Below are 19,257 nucleotides of genomic sequence, written 5' to 3' on the forward strand. Positions count from 1 at the left end.
ATTTTTTTGCAAATTTACTAAAGTTATTTTCTTTGATTCGCTATATTTGATAATTAAATACAATACTATTATAGTATTAACGTTAGTTTAAGAAATCTAATACCACAAAAAGGGTGTATACTAAATTAAAATTTTTACTTCTTGTCTTATTTATTCAATTGACTTCCACTGCACAAGAAGGAATCCCTGTATATTCTGATTATTTGACCGATAATTACTATTTGATACATCCCTCAATGGCAGGTGCGGCTAATTGTGATAAATTAAGATTGACTGGTCGTAAGCAATGGTTTGGCCAAGAAGATGCACCAGAGTTACAAACAGTAAGTTTTAATAGTCGTGTAGGAGAGAGATCTGGAGCAGGAATTATATTATTTAATGACAAAAATGGATACCATTCTCAAAAGGGAGTGAAGCTTACCTACGCACATCATTTGTTGTTTTCTCGTGATGAAATTGATTTGAATCAGCTGTCTTTTGGGATGAGTGCGGGTTTTATTCAGAGTCAATTGGATGAAACCACTTTTACAGATTATGATCCTATTGTTTTCGGACAAGTTCAAAAGAGTTCTTATTTCAATGTTGATATTGGGATGTCGTATAATTTTTTAAATTTTTATGCACATGCAACTGTTCAAGGTCTTGTTGAAACTCGAAGAGCCTTGTATAGTGATTTTGAAAGTAATAATTTGAGAAAGTACTTGTTGAGTACAGGATATGTTTTTGGAAACAAAGAGACCTTTCTTTGGGAGCCTTCAATTTTATTTCAGTTAATAGATAAGACGAAAGAAAAGTTAGTCGATTTTAATATTAAAGTCCACAAAGAACTTCCTGTAGGGACTATTTGGGGAGGTTTATCGTATAGAAGAAGTTTTGAAGGTGCTCAGTATATTACTTCAACAGGAGTGGCTAGTCAAAAACTAGAATATATTACTCCATTTTTGGGGTTTAATTATAAAAATGTAATGGTAGCTTATACCTATTCCAAAGTCTCTGGCCCCGTATTGTTTGATGCAGGTGGATACCACCAAATTACTTTAGGAATGAACTTGTTCTGTAAAGCAGAGCGATACGATTGCCATTGTCCAGCTATTAATTAATTTTATTTTTTATGTTGATCAAATCCGTTAATGGGAAATCACCTGTTATTCCAGAAGATTGTTATGTTGCTGAAAATGCAACTATAGTTGGAGAAGTTACTTTTGGACATTCTTGTAGTGTTTGGTTTAATGCAGTGATTCGTGGAGATGTAAATTTCATTTCAATAGGTAACAAAGTAAATATTCAAGATGGAGCAGTGATACACTGTACCTATCAAAAGCATCCCACTGTTATAGGAAATAATGTTTCCATTGGTCATAATGCTATTGTGCATGGTTGCACAATTAAAGACAATGTCTTAATAGGAATGGGAGCTATAGTAATGGATAATTGCGTAATAGAAAGTAATGCTATTGTGGCTGCGGGATCTGTTATTACTCAAAACACAGTAGTGGAGTCAGGTACGATTTGGGCGGGAGTCCCTGCTAAGAAAGTAAAAGACATTAATCAATCTGATTTTGCAGGAGAAATTGAACGAATTTCGAATAATTATGTCATGTATTCGAATTGGTTTAAAGAAGAATAATTGTATTAGAAATCAATTTCCTCTACGTGGTACTTTCCACCTAAAATTTCAGACACTACTTTCGGATTCGTATTGGTATAAAAAACGGGTTCAGGTTGTTTTAAATTTGAAATACCAACCTTTTCCTCTAATACTTTTTGTGTTTGTCTTGCTACAGCTTGACCTGAATCTATTATTTGGATATGATCTGGTAGAATTTTTTTAATTTGTGGGATTAAATAAGGGTAATGACTGCAACCCAACACTAAATAATCAATATTGGCATCAATCATCGGCTGTAAGTAGGATTGAAGTAATGCGTGCATTTCTGCTGAATTGATTTGTCCACTTTCTATAAGTTGAACTAAACCATGTCCCACCTGTTCAATGATTGTAGTATCCTGATACATTTCGGTTGCTTTGTGAAACAACTCGCTATTTAGCGTTCCTTTAGTGGCTAATATTCCAATAGTTTGAGTTTTCGAATTGGTAGCAGCAGGTTTTATGGCAGGTTCAATACCAATGAAAGGCACATTGTATTTAGCCCTTAATTCTTGGATAGCATTTGTAGTTGCGGTATTGCAAGCAACAACGATTAATTTGCAGTTCATCTGAAGTAGAAAATCAGTGTTTTTCATACTCAGATTAATTATCTCTTGTTTGGATTTTTGACCGTAAGGTGCATTTTTGCTATCGGCGAGGTAGATGGTTTTTTCGTTGGGAAGTAATTGGTGTATTTCTTGCCAAATTGAGGTTCCTCCAATGCCAGAGTCAAAAATTCCGATAGGTTGGTTATTCTCCATAGAAACAAAGTTACGAGCTACATTTTAAATTTCCTATACTTTTATAATAGGTAAAAAAAAACTGCTCATTCCTGAATTGAGGAGAGCAGTTTTTAAAATCTATAAAGGTGTTATTAGAAACCTAAGTCTTTTTTTACATCAGCAGTCAAGTTTGGACCATCAGCTAATAAAAGTGTAGAACCATCTAATACATATTGGAACCCTTTTGCTTTTCCTACTTTTTGGATTGAAGCTCTCACTTTTTCCATTAAAGGTTTAACAATATCTGATTCTTTTTGTTGTAATTCTTTTTGAGCATTATCTCTAAAGTCAACAATTCTTTTTTGCATGTCTTGCACTTCTTTAGAACGTTCACCATTAACAGCTTCAGTTACAGTAGCAGCTTCAGCCTCGTATTTTTTTAATTTTCCTTGGTATTCTTCAACCATTTTTTTGTAATCAGCGTCATACGTAGTGCTTAATTTTTCTAATTGTTTTTGAGCATCTAACATAGCAGGCATTTTAGCCATTACGTCATTTACATCTACATGTGCTGTTTTTGCTTGTGCTGAAATGGTTTGGTTTGCTCCTAAGATTAGTATTGCAGCGATTAATAAAGTCTTGATTTGTTTCATTGTTTTAAGGTATTTAATATTAATTTTTGTTTGTATTTGTATTTAATTTTTCTTCAGCTGCTTTTTTAGCAGCAGCTCTTTCTTCGATTATTTTTTTTCTTTTTTCTTCTAACGCTTTTTTATTTTCTTCAATAATTTTTTTACGTTCTTCTAATGCTTTTTGTCTAGCTAAGATCTGTTGTTGTTTAGCTTCTTCTATTTTAATTTTTGTTGAATCAATAGCTTTTATTTCCGCTTGATTGATCTCTGTTTTAGCTTTTTCAGAAACCGTGCCATTTTTTTTAGCTTCACGTTCTTCAATAGCTTTTTTTCTTTTTTCTTCTAACGCTTTTCTATTGTCTTCAATTGTTTTTTTGCGTTCTTCAAGAATTTTTAGTTTTTCTTCGGCTTGTTTTTTTCTAACTAATTCAGCTGCTTCATTTTTTTCTTGCGCTAATTTTATAGCTTCAGCCTTCGCATCATCAGTTGTAGAACTAGTTCCATTGCTTTTTTTAGCTTCTTTTTCTTCAGCTAGTTTTTTTCTTCGCTCTTCAAACTCTTTCTTCTTTGTCTCTTGTTGCAGTTTTCGCTCTGCTATTATTTTTTCACGAGCTTCTTTTTTCTCGTCTAATGCTTTTTGTCTGTCCTTCAAACCTGGATTTTCAGCTAGAGCATCTTCTTTTTTCTCTTTCTCTTCTAACTCTTTTTGTTGTTTTTTAGTCAGTTGTTCTCTTTTTTCAGTTCGATTTAAAACTCGCAATACTTGATCACTTATATCAAATCTTTTGGCTGCAAACAACATGGTTAAATCCGATGATTTATCAAATATAAAATCATATTGTTTTGCCTCTGCAATATCTTGTACCGTTGTAAAAACTTGGTCTTGAATAGGTTTTGCTAAAACTAATTTTTGTTGCATTAAATCCCCATTTGCTCCAAATCTTTTCTGCTGATAATCTAAAACCTCTTTTTCTAAGAACTTGATTTCATTTTCTCTTTCCTCAATAAGCTCCTTTGTTAATAAAGGTTTCTCTGTTTTTAACGCTTCAGTGAGTTTTTTTATTTCATTTTTTTTGGTTTCAATTTCTTGTTTCCATTTTTGAGCTTTTTGCTCTAATTGGTTTTGGGCTTCCTTATAATTTGAGACATTTTGTAGAATGTACTCCATGTCAATATAGCCAATTTTAGTGCTTTTCGTTTGCGACTGAATTGTACCCGCTACAATTAGGGTTAAAAATAGAAATAAAAATTGTTTTCTCATAACTTTATTGTTTTAGAAAATTAAATCAATTTTTTAAAACTGTTGCCCAATGATGAAATGTGTTTCCCAACCATGAGGTGTTGTTTGCCCTGGTAATGCATCAAATCCTTTACCAAAGTCAATTCCTAATAAACCAAACGCAGGCATAAATACTCTTAAACCAAATCCAGCGGAACGATTCAACATGAATGGGTTGTAATTTTTAAACGAATCATAAGACGAACCAGCTTCTAAAAAGGCTAATGCATAAATAGATGCAGATGATTTTAATGTGATTGGATAACGCATCTCCATTGAGAATTTATTATATACAGTTGCTCCAATTTGTTCTCCTCTACTATTGATTGGTGTCAATGAGTTGTTTGGATAACCTCTTAACTGAATGGTTTCTCTACCATCCATTGAGTACATCATCATTCCATCTCCTCCTAAATAGTATCTTTCAAAAGGAATGTTTCCTCTATTGCTATTGTAGTTTCCTAAGAATCCAAATTCAGATAGCGTTCTTAATACAAATTTACCGTATATTTTAGTATACCAATCCGCTTTGAATTTTATTTTATAGTATTCTAACCAGTTGAATTTTTTCTGGTCTACTTTAGCTGGATCCGCCGCAGCATCTTTGTAATTTGCTACACTATTAGGGTATGGATTTGTACTGCTTGGGACTGCTTCTACATAATCGCCTGGATTGACTTGAATTCCGTTTGCTCCTGTATAAGCAGTTGTACCTGAATATTTATATTTGTTTTCTTCTTGGTCTCCTAATGTTGCATAATTAGTTCCGTTAAACAATGAATAAGGAGGTGTCAATTTAGCAGTAATACTAAATTCAGAACCATAGGTTGGGAATATAGGATTAACCCCTTTGTTGTTTCTTGTTAAACCAATCGTGTAAGCAAGGTTTCTTGAAGTACCATCTCCAAAGGTAAATAATCCAGTGTTATAGTTATGTAAATCATAATGTTGGTAACTTATTGCTTGTGATAACACAAAGAAATCATCTGGCACGGTCAATCTTTTTGCAATACCAACAGATAATGTTAAGATGTTAAAACTCTTCGTTTTATCTACTTGGTAAGTGATGTAATTATTTAAGTATTGTTGGCTGTAAGACAACGAAGTGCTAAACTGTACCGGTTTCTTCCCTCCAAACCAAGGCTCTGAAAAAGAGGCACTATAAGTTCGGAAATACGTACTTGCTTGTAATCTCAAAGAGACTTTCTGTCCATCTCCCATAGGAAGAGGTTTGTAAGCCTCTTTCTTTAATAAATTTCTAGCAGAGAAATTATTGAATGAAAGTCCTAAAGTTCCAATGAAACCACCTCCACCATAACCTCCTTGAAGTTCGATTTGGCTAGCCCCTTTTTCTGCTAAATGGTATTCAATATCGACAGTTCCTGCTCCTGAATCTACATTTTTGAATTTTGGATCAATAGTTTCTGGGTCAAAAAATCCTAGTTGTCCAATTTCACGAATGGTTCTTACTAGTTCTTCTTTGCTGTATTTTTCACCAGGTTTTGTTCTCAATTCACGGTAAATTACGTGGTCATTTGTTTTATCATTTCCTACAACCGAAATTTTATTAAAATAGGCGATAGGTCCTTCAGTAACTCTAATTTCAAAATCAATAGAATCATTCGCAGTTTTAACTTCAACTGCATTAATGCTAGAGAACAAGTAACCGTTATTTTGGTATAAATTAGTGATATCTTCTCCATCAGGTTTTGATTTATCGGCAATTCGTTTCTCTAATAAAACGCCATTGTAAACATCTCCTTTTTTAAGTCCTAGAATTCTGCTTAAACCTTGATCAGAATATACCGTATTTCCTAAAAATTTGATATTACCAAAATAGTATTTGTTTCCTTCTTCCACTTTCACTTTTACAGCTAAAGCATTTTTTTCTTTGCTATACGATACAGTGTCTGAAATGATTCTCGCATCTCTAAATCCTTTTGCTTTGTATGCGTCAATGACTTTTTCTAAGTCTTTTTTGTATTTGTCTTTAATAAATTTAGAAGCTTTGAAAACACGCAATACATTTCTTTGCTTGGTATCTTTCATTGCTTTTCGTAATGCTTTATCCGATAATTTTGTGTTTCCAACAAAGTCAATCTCGCTGATTTTTACTTTAGTGCCTTTGTCGATACTTACCACCATATTTACTTGGTTGATTGTGGTAGTATCTACAACTGTATTGATGTTTACTTTAGTGTTAAAATAACCATCTTTTTTATATTTGTTTTCGATATAATTTTTGGTAGTCGTAATCAAGTTTTCGTTAACCACTTTGTTTTCAGTCAGCCCATTATCTTTGATTAAGCCTTCCGTTTTGTTTTTCTTAACACCCACAAAGCGAACTTTATTTAATTTAGGAAGCTCCTCTAGATTTAAGTCAAGATAAATACTGTCGTTTTGAATTTTATTTACGTAAAATGAAATTTCATTGAAAAGACCTAGTTTACCTAATTTTTTGATGGCAGTACTAATTTCTTCGCCAGGAATGCTGATTTCTTTTCCTTTTTCAAGTCCAGAAAAAGTAACTACAGTTTGAGAGTTGAATGTTATTTTACCCACCACATTTACGTTGGCTAAAATATATTTTTTCCCTTGATCAAAAGGGACTCTATCTTGTGCTTTTGCTTGGAAAAAAGTTCCAAAAATTAGTAGGCAAAGGGCTATTTTTATGCTTTTTTGTAACACTAAAAAATTATTTAATTTGTTCGCTTGTTTTTCCAAATCTACGTTCTCTTTTTTGATAACTAAGGATAGCCTCATATAAATCTTCTTCTTTAAAGTCAGGCCACAAGATATCGGTAAAATATAATTCAGCATAGGCTATTTGCCAAAGCAGAAAATTACTTATTCTATGTTCTCCACTAGTTCGTATTAATAAATCTACCTCTGGTAAATTTTGCGTGTAAAGATGCTCATTTATAATGGAATCGTCAATACTGTCGATTGAAATTATATTATTTTTAACTTTATCACTAATTTTTTTGACAGCACTTACAATTTCTTCTCTTGAGCCGTAGCTTAAAGCAAGTGTTAATGTCAAATGGGTATTGTCTTTTGTTTTTGCAATTACTTCTTTAAGTTCTTTCTGGGCAGTAGGAGGTAAAAGATCGAGATTGCCTATAGCATTCATTTTGATATTGTTGCGTTCCAGAGTAGGTAATTCTTTTTTTAGAGAATTAACAAGCACACGCATCAAAGCTTCTACTTCTAATTTAGGTCGGTTCCAGTTTTCAGTAGAAAAGGCGTACAGAGTTAGGTTCTCTATACCTAATTTTGCGCAGGCTTCAATAATTTTTTTTACAGATTTAGTGCCACTTTCGTGACCAAAAGCTCTTAAAAAGCCTCTTTGTTTAGCCCAACGACCATTCCCATCCATAATAATGGCGAGGTGTTTGGGAAGTTTATTTTTGTCAATACTATTAATTAAATCCATTTTATTCTGCACAAAAACAGGGTTTATTACCAAATGTATAGGTTAGGGTTAAGCCCGAAAACACGTACCAATCGTTATTGTTTTTATTTCCAAATTGGATGGGTTGCCAGTTTTGATTGATAGGAGAACTTCCGTCAATATCATCTACAAATGTATATCGCGCGCCAATTTCCAAACCTAGCACAAAATTAGAAGTTAAATTGGATTTTACACCTAAAATTATTGGTAATGCAAGAGTTTTTTGTTTTGAGTCAAATTCGGCTTGTCCGTACTTGTAAAATAAGCTGTCATAAAAGCTTAAGCTCAGCCCTGTAAAAACATAGGGAGTAATTTTTCGTTCTAGTGGATTGTAGATGTTAAAATCAAAAAAATTAAACTCAATACCCGCTGACAATTCTTTGATATTGTTTTGAAAGGTAAGACCTCTTGTTTTTCGTCTAATTTCATCTGAATCAGTATCTTTTGCTTCTATTTTCGATTGAATATAAGAAAATCGCCAAGTGTGTCTAGGTGTTTTATTCCATTTATATAGTAATCCTAATGCGGTGCTATTGGGATTAACATAGGTAGTTGATCCAACATCTCCGATAAAATTACTTCCACCTACAAAAATACCCAACTCGTTAATTTGAGCTTGAGATGTTGTAAAGCAAAAGAAAAGTAATAGTAAAAGAATGACTTTATTCATCGAAATAAAAAATTGCGTGCAAATATAATAATTATGCATCCGAATCAATACGTGTTGCGTTAAATGTGTTTTTCTCTTTTTTGAAAATCAGGACCTTAATTTCTGATTCAAAGTAAGAGTAGTTAAAACGAGGAAAACGGGTAAAATCGTATACGAAGCGATTAATTTCTTTTGTCTTCTCCCCAAAGTAATTTGTTGCGCAAGGTTTTTAAGAAGGTTTCCTCAGGAATTTCAATCATATTAATTTCGAAAGGATTTTTTTTGATAATCAAAATAGATTCGTTTTTAACGGTGGTAACCCGTGAGTCAAGTGAAACTAAATATTGATCTTCACGCCCTGTTACGCGAAGTTTTATTTCGGTATTATCTGGAATAACAAGTGGTCGGGCGTTTAAATTATGAGGTGCTATGGGAGTGATAACTAAACTTTTTACTTCTGGAGTTAAAATAGGACCACCACAACTCATGGAATATCCTGTAGACCCTGTTGGAGTCGAAATGATTAAGCCGTCTGCCCAATACGAATTTAAAAACTCATTGTTCAAATACGTTTCAATGGTAATCATCGAAGTAGTATCTTTTCTACTCACAGTGATTTCATTCATAGCGAAATTAATTTCTTTGATCGCTTCGTTTTCTGGAGAACAATCTAAACCTAGGAGAGTTCTTTTAGAAATACTGTATTTTTTGTCGATGACAAATTGCAAAAAGGAATCAATATTTTCTTTTTGAACAGTAGCTAAAAATCCCAATCGTCCTGCGTTAATTCCTAAAATGGGTACTCCTGAGTTACGAACTAAAGTAGCAGCTCTCAAAATAGTTCCATCACCACCAATACTGATGAGCATATCAAAACTAGAGTCTAATTCGGTGTGAGAAGAGAAAGTAGTGTAGGTTTCGTGAATGATATTTTTCTCGTACAACATTTCTAAAAATGCCGATTCGATAACCAATTCAATGGTGTTCTTTTTAAAAAAAAGAAATATGTCTTTGATTATAGGTTCTGTGCTGTTGAGGTAATATTGTCCGTAGATAGCTATTTTCATTTTCTTTCGGTCTAACGCTAAGTTAAATGTTTAGGTATTTGTCTAAATAATCAGAACGTTCCTTTAAATTGTTGATGTAATTATCTTCATTATGCTCTGATATAATTTCATAATTGTAACGTCTGAAGGTTTGAATAATGTCATTCATAACACCTAGAGTCACTTTGATAGTAATTTCAATACTCTCGTTGTCTGAATCAGAAACAAAAAGGCCTAATAATTTTCCGTTGTTGCTTTCAACAATTTGAGTGATTTGACTCATTGAATAATCTACTAATGCTTTTTTGACTATGATAATACCTCCAGCTTCTTTGATAAAAGGTGTTTCGTGAAAAAATTTCATTATGTCGGTGAGTTCATAATAGCCCACATAATGGTTGTTTTCATCTAAAACAGGAACCACATCAGCGTGATTTTTACCAAAAACCTCCAAAACATCTAACCAAATCATATTGGTTCTAACAAAAAAAGGCTCCAAAGTGTATTTGTAATCGCCTACTTTTTTATCGGTATCAAAAGTCTCTAGGTCATCAGCGACGATACTTCCAATATAAATTCCATCTTCCAAAACAGGAAAATGAGAAAAAGATGAGTCCATAAAAAAGTCTTGTGCAGCAAGAATAGTTTCTTGACTGTCAATGGCTCTGAAGTCGTTATTGATGTAGTCTGTAATCGCTGTCATAAAATCAATCCTCAATATTTATGCAAAATAATCAAAAAAAGGCAAAAACTCCTACCTTTTACTTTGTATTTTTGTATCCGCAAAATAGTTTTTTAAAACCAATCCTAGTTTTATGACAAAGTTAAGTGTAAATATCAACAAAATAGCAACTTTACGAAATGCTCGTGGCGGAAATGTACCGGACTTATTAAAAGTAGCTACTGATATTCAAAAATTTGGAGCCCAAGGCATCACCATTCACCCGCGTCCAGACGAACGTCACATACGCTATCAAGATGCACGCGATTTGAAATCTATCGTTTACACGGAATATAATATAGAAGGAAATCCACAACATAATTTTATTGATTTGGTTTTGGAATGTAAGCCAGACCAAGTGACTTTGGTGCCTGACGCCATTGGAGCGATTACGTCTTCGGCAGGATGGGATACGGTAAAAAATCAAGCCTATTTAACCGAAATGATTCAGGAATTTCAACGTAACGGCATTCGAACCTCAATTTTTGTGGACCCTGTTCTTGAAATGATTGAAGGGGCTAAAAAAACGGGAACCGACCGCATCGAACTGTACACCGAAGCTTTTGCACATCAATACGATTTAGGAAACGAAAAAGGCATTGAACCGTATGTAACGGCGGCTGTTTTAGCTAACGAATTGGATTTAGGAATCAACGCAGGTCATGATTTGAGTTTGGACAATATTCACTTTTTCAAACAAAATATCCCAGGTTTATTAGAAGTTTCTATTGGTCACGCATTGATTTCCGAAGCGTTGTATTTAGGCTTGGACAATGTGGTTAATATGTATTTGAACAAACTGAAATAATCTTAATGACATAGATTTGTAACACAAAGATCCGCTAAGATTTTAAAGAGAAACTCAAAGTTTTAGTTTTAGAATTCTTTGTGTGACTTTGAGATTGCTTTGTGAATCTTTGTGGAATAATTATTAAAATATCAAAAATGTTATATTCAAAAATAGAAGGTTCAGGCAAGCCACTTTTAATTCTTCACGGATTTTTAGGCATGTCTGACAATTGGAAAACATTAGGAGTCCAATTTGCTTCCGAAGGTTTTGAAGTCCATATTTTGGATTTGCGCAACCACGGCCGCAGTTTTCAGTCGGAAGAATTCAGTTACGAACTAATGGTGCAAGACATTGTTCAGTATTGCCAAGAACACCATTTGGAAAAAATTAACGTGATTGGTCATTCTATGGGTGGAAAAACAGCCATGCTTCTCGCGGCGCGTTATCCGGAATTGGTCGATAAATTGATAGTGGCCGATATTGGTCCTAAATATTATGCGCCACATCATCAAGATATTCTAGCGGGATTGAACGCGGTTGATTTTACTTTGAAACCCAGTAGAAAAGAGGTGGAAGAAATTCTTTCACACTACATTTCTGATTTTGGAACGCGTCAATTTTTATTGAAAAATTTATATTGGCAAGAGCCAGGTCAATTGGCGTTCCGATTTAATCTAGCAGTTTTTAATACAAAAATTACCGAAATTGGCGTTGCTCTACCCGCAGAGTTGTGTTTTGAAAAACCAACACTTTTTATTCGTGGGGGTAATTCTGATTATATTTTGGATGGAGATATACTAGCAATAAAAGAACAATTTCCAAAGGCTAGTATTGAAACTATTCCTAATACAGGACATTGGTTACATGCCGAGAATCCTGCTTTATTTTATCAATTGAGTTTGTCTTATTTAAATTAATATAGTTATGAAATTATTAATCAGAGTTTTAGTTACCGCCCTTTTAGTATTGGTTTTGTCTTATTTTATGAAAGGTGTTCGTGTAGATGGTGTGGTTACGGCATTAATTGTAGCGGTAGTTTTAGGGTTGTTGAATGCGTTTATTAAACCTGTTTTAGTGTTTTTTACACTGCCGTTTACCATTTTTACTTTAGGTTTATTTTTAATCGTAATTAATGGGATATTAATCTTGGTATGTACTAAGATTGTGGGTGGCTTTCATGTAGATTCGTTTTGGACGGCTACTTTGTTTAGTGTGATATTGTCTATTTCTCAATCCATCATGTACAAAATCACGGGTGGTTCTAAATAAACAGGCTTTTTTACAGCCGTTGTTGGGTCTATTTTTAGATTGAATTAAAAACTTGTTTGGGTTGCAAAAATTTTATAATTTTGCAACCCAATTTTATTATGTAAATTAAAGAACAAGATGGATATCAAAAGAGTAGCTATAGATGCTGTAAATGAAACGATTGTCATGACTGTGGTTCACATGGATTACAAAGGACAAGTAGCAAAAAGAATCAATGAAAAAATGCCTTTGGCTACCGTAAAAGGATTCAGAAAAGGACAAGTACCTAAAGATCTTGTTGAAAAACAATACGGAAAAGCGATTAAGAAAGAGGAAGTTAAGAAAGTAGTTGATTTAGCATTAGAGCGTTTTATTCAATCAGAACGTTTGAATCTTTTAGGAACTCCATTGGCTAAAGAAAATGAAGAATTGGATTGGGATGCTGAGGAATTGGTATTCGAATACGAAATTGGTTTAGTGCCTAATTTTGAATTGGACTTAGAAGCAAAAAATACTATCATCAAATACGTAGTTAAAGCGGATGATAAATTAATTGACGGTCAAGTAGCGCGTATCCAAAAACAATTTGGAAAAGCGATTCCTCAAGAAGTGGTAGCTGAAGGTTGTGATGTAACAGGAACTTTCTCTAATGAAGAAAAAGGAATCAACAATAAAACAGTTTTGGCTTTAGACGTTTTTAAAGATAAAAAAACAGCTAAAAAATTCATCGGAAAACAAGTAGGTGACGTAGTAACTGTAAATACTAAAGGTTTATTTGAAGACGATCACCAATTAATGGACTACCTTAAAGTTGGACATGATGACGTTCACTCTTTAGCGGTTGACGTAGACTTTACTATTGAATCTATCAACTCAATTGAATTAGCTGAATTGAACCAAGAATTGTTCGATAAATTATTCGGAGAAGGAAGCGTAGCAACTTTAGACGAATTGAAAGCAAAAATCAAAGAAGATGCTGAAAGTCAATTTGCGCAACAAGCAGACCAAAAATTATTAGGCGATGTAACGGAGTTTTTAATTGAAAACACCAAATTTGATTTGCCAGCTGAATTCTTGAAAAAATGGTTGCAAACAGTAGGTGAGAAAAAATTATCTGCTGAAGAAGCAGAAGTAGAATATGCTCGTTCTGAGAAAGGATTGCGTTTCCAATTGATTGAAGGAAGAGCTTTGGCACAAAGTAATATCCAAATCACTTTTGAAGACTTGAAATCATTTACATCTAATGCGATCAGACAACAAATGGCGCAATTCGGACAAACAAATCCTTCTGACGAAGAAGTTCAAGGAATTGTAGCTCGAGTTTTATCGAACCAAGAAGAGGTAAAACGTTTATCGGATCAAGTAGTTGCAGCTAAATTATTGGAAGTATTCAAAGAAAAAGCAAATCCAACTACAAAAGAAGTTACTTACGAAGAATTTATTGCTGCTTCTTACGGAGAATAATTTCTAAAAAAATAAGTATATTTGAGCGTCAAAAGAATTTTCTTCTGACGCTCTTTGTTTTTTTTAAGTTAAAGTTCTTGTTGAGCAACTTTAAACTTTTAAACTTTAAACTTTTAAACTAAAAAAATGAACTACGGTAAAGAATTTAGAAAATTTGCTACAAAGCACCAAGGGGTGAACGCTATGTATTACGATAAAATCGTAGGAGCAATGACACCGAAAAATATGACACCTTACATCATCGAAGAACGTCAATTGAATATTTCTCAATTGGATGTGTTTTCACGATTGATGATGGATAGAATTATCTTCTTAGGAACTGGAATTGACGACCAAATTGCTAACATTGTACAAGCACAATTGTTGTTCTTAGAAAGTGCTGATGCTTCAAAAGATATTCAAATTTATTTGAATTCTCCAGGCGGTAGCGTGTATGCTGGATTGGGTATTTATGATACAATGCAATACATCAAACCTGACGTAGCTACTATTTGTACAGGGATGGCAGCTTCAATGGGAGCAGTGTTGTTATGCGCAGGTGCTGCCGGAAAGCGTTCGGCTTTGCCACACTCAAGAGTAATGATCCACCAACCTTCAGGAGGCGCCCAAGGTGTAGCAACAGATATGGAAATCAACTTACGCGAAATGTTGAAGTTGAAAGATGAATTGTATAAAATCATTTCGCACCATTCTGGTCAAACTTTTGACAAAGTACATGCAGATAGCGAACGTGACTATTGGATGATTGCTGAAGAAGCAAAAGTCTATGGAATGATTGATGAAGTTTTAGTAAGATAGCTCCCTAACCCCCAAAGGGGGAATAAAATAACTAACTTAAAAAAAATATAGTTTCTCTCTCCCTCCCTTTTTGGGAGGGTTGGGGAGGTGCTCAAAAAATAGATGGCAAAACAAGTATTAGAATGTTCTTTTTGTGGTAGAAAAAAACCGGAAACCAATTTATTGATTGCAGGTATTGATGCCCATATTTGCGATAAATGTATCGAACAAGCCCACGGAATTGTTTTAGAAGAATTGAATTCGAGTGGTAATTCGAAATTGATTGGGGATTTAATTCTTAAAAAACCAAAAGAAATCAGGGCTTTTTTAGATCAATACGTTATTGGTCAAGACCAAACCAAAAAAGTCATGTCGGTGGCGGTGTACAATCACTATAAGCGTTTGATGCAACAGCAATTAGACGATGAGGTAGAGATTGAAAAAAGTAACATCATTATGGTAGGTCAAACAGGAACAGGAAAAACTTTGGTAGCCAAAACGATTGCCAAAATGTTAGATGTTCCTTTAGCCATTGTAGATGCAACAGTACTTACTGAAGCGGGTTATGTGGGAGAAGATGTCGAAAGTATTTTAACGCGTTTGCTTCAAGCAGCTGATTATGATGTAGCGAAAGCCGAAAGAGGAATTGTATTCATTGATGAGATTGATAAAATTGCGCGAAAAAGTGATAATCCATCCATAACTCGTGATGTTTCGGGAGAAGGGGTACAACAAGCATTATTGAAATTATTAGAAGGAACGGTTGTTAACGTACCCCCAAAAGGAGGACGCAAACACCCCGATCAAAAATTTGTTGAGGTGAATACCCAAAACATTCTGTTCATTGCAGGAGGTGCTTTTGATGGCGTAGAACGCATCATTTCGAAACGTTTGAATCGTCAGGCGGTTGGGTATAGTACTTCTAAAAATGTGGACAATATTGACAAAGACAATTTGTTGCAATACGTCATTCCAAAAGACATTAAAGATTTTGGTTTGATTCCAGAGATTATTGGTCGTTTACCAGTATTAACGCACATGGATCCTTTGGATAAAGCTACGTTACGTGCCATTTTGACCCAACCGAAAAACGCCTTGATTAAGCAATATGCTAAATTGTTTTTGATGGATGAGGTCGAATTTACCATTACAGATGATGCTTTAGATTTTATTGTGGAAAAGGCTTTGGAATACAAAGTAGGTGCTCGTGGATTGCGTTCGTTATGCGAGGCGATATTGACCGATGCTATGTATGAATTGCCAAGTTCTGAGGATAAAAAATTAGCGATTGATCTAGAGTATGCTCAAGAAACTTTGAATAAAAATTTATTAAAGCGTTTAGAAATAGCGTCTTAAATAGATCACATGACAAAAAAAAATTGGCTTAATCTTCCGGTAAAAAACATCGAAAAGTCCAAACAATTCTTTTCAAAAATTGGATTCTCATTCAATGAAGAATACAGCAATGAAAATTCAGCTTGTATGCTAGTAGGAGACCAAAATTTTGTGGTGATGCTTTTTGAAGAGTCGCTATTTGGTAATTTTGTTCAGAATACAATTGCAGATACTCAAACACATTCAGAAATGTTGATTTCCATTGATGCTGAAAGTAGAAATGAAGTAGAAGAATTGGCTCAAAAAGTCGAGGAAGCTGGAGGTGTGCTATTTGCAAAACCAGCTGAAAATCAAGGTTGGATGTATGGTTGTGGCTTTTCTGATTTAGACGGACATCGCTGGAATGTTTTGTTTATGGATTATAGCAAATTACCCAATTAATTTTGGTTTGAATAATTTATAACAATTGGAATTAACCTGCTCTTTTATCAGAGTGGGTTTTTTTTATGGTTTGTTGTTAAGAATAGTAATTAAAAAAACATCCATTATTCTTTTTTATCAGCGATAGATTGCCGATTTTTGTCGTTCAAATAAATAGCATTACAAATGGCAATAGCAGATAAAGAGATTATTTTATTAAAAGTTTCTGGTCAAGATAAACCGGGGGTAACAGCAGGTTTAACGTCTATATTAGCTAATTATGATGCCGTTATTTTAGATATTGGTCAAGCCGATATTCACGATACGCTTTCGTTAGGGATTTTATTCCAAATTAAAGCAGGGTCCTCTTCAGGACCTGTGCTAAAAGATTTACTATTTAAAGGATATGAATTGGGAATTAAAGTGAAGTTTATTCCGATTTCTATTCCCGATTATGAAAATTGGGTAAAAGCACAAAGTAAACAACGCTACATTATCAATATTTTAGGGGAAGTGTTAACTGCAACTCAACTCGCTGCGGTAACTAAAATCATGTCAGACCAACATTTGAACATTGATTCCATAATTCGTTTGACGGGTAGAACATCGGTAGTGGAACAAGAAGAATATCCACGTTCATGTGTGCAATTATCCGTAACGGGAACTATCGAAGATAAAACGTCAATGACAGCTAGTTTCATGGAAATTTCGAGAACCTTAGATGTTGATATTTCGTTCCAAGAAGACAATATGTACAGAAGAAACCGCCGTTTGGTGTGTTTTGATATGGATTCGACTTTAATTCAAACAGAGGTAATTGATGAATTGGCTGATTTAGCTGGAGTAGGGGAGCAAGTACGGGCAATTACCGAATCAGCGATGAATGGCGAAATTGACTTTAAAGAAAGTTTCAAAAAACGCATGGCTTTGTTAGAAGGCTTGAGCGAAGAAGTCCTACACAATGTAGCCATCAATTTACCGATAACCAAAGGAGCGCATCGTTTGATGAGAGCTTTGAAATATTACGGTTACAAAACCGCTATTTTATCGGGAGGGTTTACCTATTTTGGGGATTATTTACAAAAAGAGTTGGGTATTGATTATGTTCATGCCAACCAATTGGAAATCAAAGACGGGAAATTAACGGGTAACTATATTGGCGAAATTGTGGATGGTCAAAAGAAAGCCGAATACCTGCAAGCCATAGCCGAAAAAGAAGGCATACACATTAATCAAACTATTGCGGTAGGTGACGGAGCAAACGATTTACCGATGTTGAACTTAGCTGGTTTAGGAATTGCTTTCCACGCCAAACCAACAGTAAAAGAAAATGCTGCTACGTCTATTTCTAGTTTAGGTTTGGATGGCGTTTTATACCTGTTAGGCTACCACGACAGACATATCGATATGATGGAGGAATAAGCTATATTTTATATAAAATTAAAATGCGCATCAAAATTATTTGTTGCGCATTTTTTATTGTAAATTTTTCAATTGCTCTAAATACTCTCTTTGGTTGGACAATCTTGGTATTTTGTGTTGGCCGCCCAGTTTATTTCGTTCTTTTAGCCAATCATAAAATAAATTTTTTCGTGCCAAATTGATCACCAAAGGATTTAGGGTCATATTGTTGTAGCGTTTTGCTTCATAATCAGAGTTTAGGCTTTGAATGGTGTCATCTAATATTTTTTGGAAATGAACTAGATCAGTTGGATTTTGTTTGAATTCAATCATCCATTCGTGAGCGCCTTTTTCTTGTCCGTCCATAAAAATAGGAGCAACCGTATAATCAATGATTTCTGTTTGGGTCAATTGGCAGGCTTTGGCGATAGCCTGATCGGTATTTTCAACCATCAGTTCTTCTCCAAAAACATTGATATGGTGTTTGGTTCTACCCGAAACGCGAATTCTATACGGATTCAATGACGTAAAACGAACGGTATCGCCAATAAGATAGCGCCATAATCCTGAATTTGTAGTGATGACAACGGCATAGTTTTTAAATAATTCTACATCAGCTAGTCGAATTACTTTTTGGTCGGTTGTGCCAAAAGTATCCATTGGAATGAATTCGTAAAAAATGCCATAGTCTAGCATTAGTAACAAATCGCTAGAATTATTTAGGTCTTGGATGGCAAAGAATCCTTCAGAGGCATTGTATATTTCGTAGTATTTAAAATCCGATTTTGGGAGTAACTTTTGGTATTGTTCTCGGTAGGGTTCAAAACTGACTCCACCGTGAAAATACACTTCTAAATTAGGCCAAATTTCTAATAAATTTCCTTTCCCCGTCTCTTCTAATAATCGATTCATTAACACTAATAACCAGGAAGGAACTCCAGCAAAACTGGTTACGTTTTCATTTTTGGTTTCGTTTATTATAGCGGTTAACTTGGTTTCCCATTCGCTCATCAACGAAATTTTACTACTTGGCGTACTGCTGAATTCTGCCCAAATAGGCATATTTTCAATCAAGATGGCTGATAAATCGCCAAAAAAAGTATCCTTATCTTCATAGATTTGGGAACTTCCGCCCAAACGAAGACTTTTGCCCAAGAACATTTCAGATGCTTCGTTGTTGTTCAAATACAAACATAATAAATCCTTACTTCCTTTGTAATGACAGTCTTCTAAAGCATCATTACTCACAGGTATGAATTTACTTTTGGCATTGGTAGTCCCGCTGGATTTAGCAAACCATTTGATAGGAGTGTCCCAAAAAACGTTCTGCTCTCCTTGACGAGTACGTTCAATTAAAGGTTGTAAATCTTCGTAACTAGAAACCGGAACTCTTTCAGAAAATGCAGCATAAGAAGTGATAGAAGCAAAATCGTATTGAGTACCCACTACCGTATTTTCCGCTCGCCGAATCAAATTCATCAATAACTCTTCTTGTACCTCGTTGGGGTACTTTAAGAACAATTCGATTTGATGAATCCGTTGCTTTAAAACCCAAGAAGCAATGGAATTAATGATGGGTATGGGCATATTTGTGAGTTACGAATTATGAATTTAGGATTGTGAATGATAACTTTACCAAAAATAACAATTTTTGTTCAATTTCAAACCTGA

General features: G+C 34.3%; 19 protein-coding genes. 10 read left to right on the top strand and 9 right to left on the bottom strand.

Going from position 1 to position 19,257, the window contains the following annotated elements:
• Positions 1 to 113: 113 nt before the first annotated feature.
• Positions 114 to 1,100: a type IX secretion system membrane protein PorP/SprF gene (locus tag RMR09_RS08295; protein WP_310595329.1), complete on the top strand. Its 987-nt coding sequence runs from the start codon at positions 114 to 116 to the stop codon at positions 1,098 to 1,100.
• An 11-nt stretch (positions 1,101 to 1,111) separates the two neighbouring features.
• Positions 1,112 to 1,627 carry a gamma carbonic anhydrase family protein gene (locus RMR09_RS08300; protein ID WP_310595330.1) on the top strand — a complete coding sequence of 172 codons (516 nt, stop codon included), beginning with the start codon at positions 1,112 to 1,114 and terminating at the stop codon, positions 1,625 to 1,627.
• Between the two features lie 5 nt (positions 1,628 to 1,632).
• Here RMR09_RS08300 and murI read toward each other — a convergent pair whose 3' ends face one another.
• The 8 genes from murI to RMR09_RS08340 form a co-directional block, all read right to left on the bottom strand.
• Positions 1,633 to 2,409, bottom strand: a complete 777-nt coding sequence (gene murI / locus RMR09_RS08305; RefSeq protein WP_310595331.1) for a glutamate racemase — start codon at positions 2,407 to 2,409, stop codon at positions 1,633 to 1,635.
• Between the two features lie 113 nt (positions 2,410 to 2,522).
• Positions 2,523 to 3,023 (bottom strand): OmpH family outer membrane protein, encoded by a 501-nt coding sequence (locus RMR09_RS08310; RefSeq protein ID WP_310595332.1) that lies wholly within the window; start codon positions 3,021 to 3,023, stop codon positions 2,523 to 2,525.
• Positions 3,024 to 3,042: 19 nt separating this feature from the next.
• Entirely contained in the window at positions 3,043 to 4,263 is a 1,221-nt protein-coding gene (locus RMR09_RS08315; RefSeq protein ID WP_310595333.1) for an OmpH family outer membrane protein, read from the bottom strand.
• Positions 4,264 to 4,296: 33 nt separating this feature from the next.
• A complete protein-coding gene (locus tag RMR09_RS08320) occupies positions 4,297 to 7,044 on the bottom strand; it encodes a POTRA domain-containing protein (RefSeq protein ID WP_310595334.1) in 2,748 nt (915 codons plus the stop codon).
• Positions 6,977 to 7,717 carry an isoprenyl transferase gene (locus RMR09_RS08325; RefSeq protein WP_310595335.1) on the bottom strand — a complete coding sequence of 247 codons (741 nt, stop codon included), beginning with the start codon at positions 7,715 to 7,717 and terminating at the stop codon, positions 6,977 to 6,979. Before RMR09_RS08325 ends, RMR09_RS08320 begins: the two co-directional genes overlap by 68 nt.
• Position 7,718: 1 nt before the next feature.
• Complete coding sequence (locus RMR09_RS08330; protein ID WP_310595336.1) at positions 7,719 to 8,405, bottom strand: DUF6089 family protein; 687 nt, start codon at positions 8,403 to 8,405, stop codon at positions 7,719 to 7,721.
• Between the two features lie 161 nt (positions 8,406 to 8,566).
• Positions 8,567 to 9,451 (bottom strand): NAD kinase, encoded by an 885-nt coding sequence (locus RMR09_RS08335; protein ID WP_310595337.1) that lies wholly within the window; start codon positions 9,449 to 9,451, stop codon positions 8,567 to 8,569.
• A 22-nt stretch (positions 9,452 to 9,473) separates the two neighbouring features.
• Entirely contained in the window at positions 9,474 to 10,133 is a 660-nt protein-coding gene (locus tag RMR09_RS08340; RefSeq protein ID WP_310595338.1) for a CBS domain-containing protein, read from the bottom strand.
• 112 nt (positions 10,134 to 10,245) lie between these two features.
• On the opposite strand from RMR09_RS08340, the gene RMR09_RS08345 reads away from it, so the two are divergent.
• From RMR09_RS08345 to serB, 8 genes are all read left to right on the top strand, one after another.
• Positions 10,246 to 10,959, top strand: a complete 714-nt coding sequence (locus tag RMR09_RS08345; RefSeq protein WP_310595339.1) for a pyridoxine 5'-phosphate synthase — start codon at positions 10,246 to 10,248, stop codon at positions 10,957 to 10,959.
• A 137-nt stretch (positions 10,960 to 11,096) separates the two neighbouring features.
• On the top strand, positions 11,097 to 11,858 hold the full coding sequence (locus tag RMR09_RS08350; RefSeq protein ID WP_310595340.1) for an alpha/beta fold hydrolase: 762 nt from the start codon (positions 11,097 to 11,099) through the stop codon (positions 11,856 to 11,858).
• Between the two features lie 7 nt (positions 11,859 to 11,865).
• Positions 11,866 to 12,210: a phage holin family protein gene (locus RMR09_RS08355; RefSeq protein WP_310595341.1), complete on the top strand. Its 345-nt coding sequence runs from the start codon at positions 11,866 to 11,868 to the stop codon at positions 12,208 to 12,210.
• 117 nt (positions 12,211 to 12,327) lie between these two features.
• Entirely contained in the window at positions 12,328 to 13,653 is a 1,326-nt protein-coding gene (locus tag RMR09_RS08360) for a trigger factor (RefSeq protein WP_310595342.1), read from the top strand.
• Positions 13,654 to 13,779: 126 nt separating this feature from the next.
• The gene (gene clpP, locus RMR09_RS08365) at positions 13,780 to 14,451 is read left to right on the top strand and encodes an ATP-dependent Clp endopeptidase proteolytic subunit ClpP (RefSeq protein ID WP_310595343.1); all 672 of its coding nucleotides are present in this window, start codon (positions 13,780 to 13,782) and stop codon (positions 14,449 to 14,451) included.
• Positions 14,452 to 14,553: 102 nt separating this feature from the next.
• Positions 14,554 to 15,786, top strand: coding sequence for an ATP-dependent Clp protease ATP-binding subunit ClpX (gene clpX / locus RMR09_RS08370; RefSeq protein ID WP_310595344.1), 1,233 nt, complete (start codon positions 14,554 to 14,556; stop codon positions 15,784 to 15,786).
• A gap of 9 nt (positions 15,787 to 15,795) precedes the next feature.
• Complete coding sequence (locus RMR09_RS08375) at positions 15,796 to 16,206, top strand: VOC family protein (protein ID WP_310595345.1); 411 nt, start codon at positions 15,796 to 15,798, stop codon at positions 16,204 to 16,206.
• A gap of 165 nt (positions 16,207 to 16,371) precedes the next feature.
• The gene (gene serB, locus RMR09_RS08380) at positions 16,372 to 17,607 is read left to right on the top strand and encodes a phosphoserine phosphatase SerB (RefSeq protein ID WP_310595346.1); all 1,236 of its coding nucleotides are present in this window, start codon (positions 16,372 to 16,374) and stop codon (positions 17,605 to 17,607) included.
• Between the two features lie 54 nt (positions 17,608 to 17,661).
• Here serB and RMR09_RS08385 read toward each other — a convergent pair whose 3' ends face one another.
• The gene (locus RMR09_RS08385) at positions 17,662 to 19,173 is read right to left on the bottom strand and encodes a GH3 auxin-responsive promoter family protein (RefSeq protein WP_310595347.1); all 1,512 of its coding nucleotides are present in this window, start codon (positions 19,171 to 19,173) and stop codon (positions 17,662 to 17,664) included.
• Positions 19,174 to 19,257 lie beyond the last annotated feature (84 nt).

Source organism: Flavobacterium sp., assembly GCF_031537875.1.
GTDB lineage: Bacteria > Bacteroidota > Bacteroidia > Flavobacteriales > Flavobacteriaceae > Flavobacterium.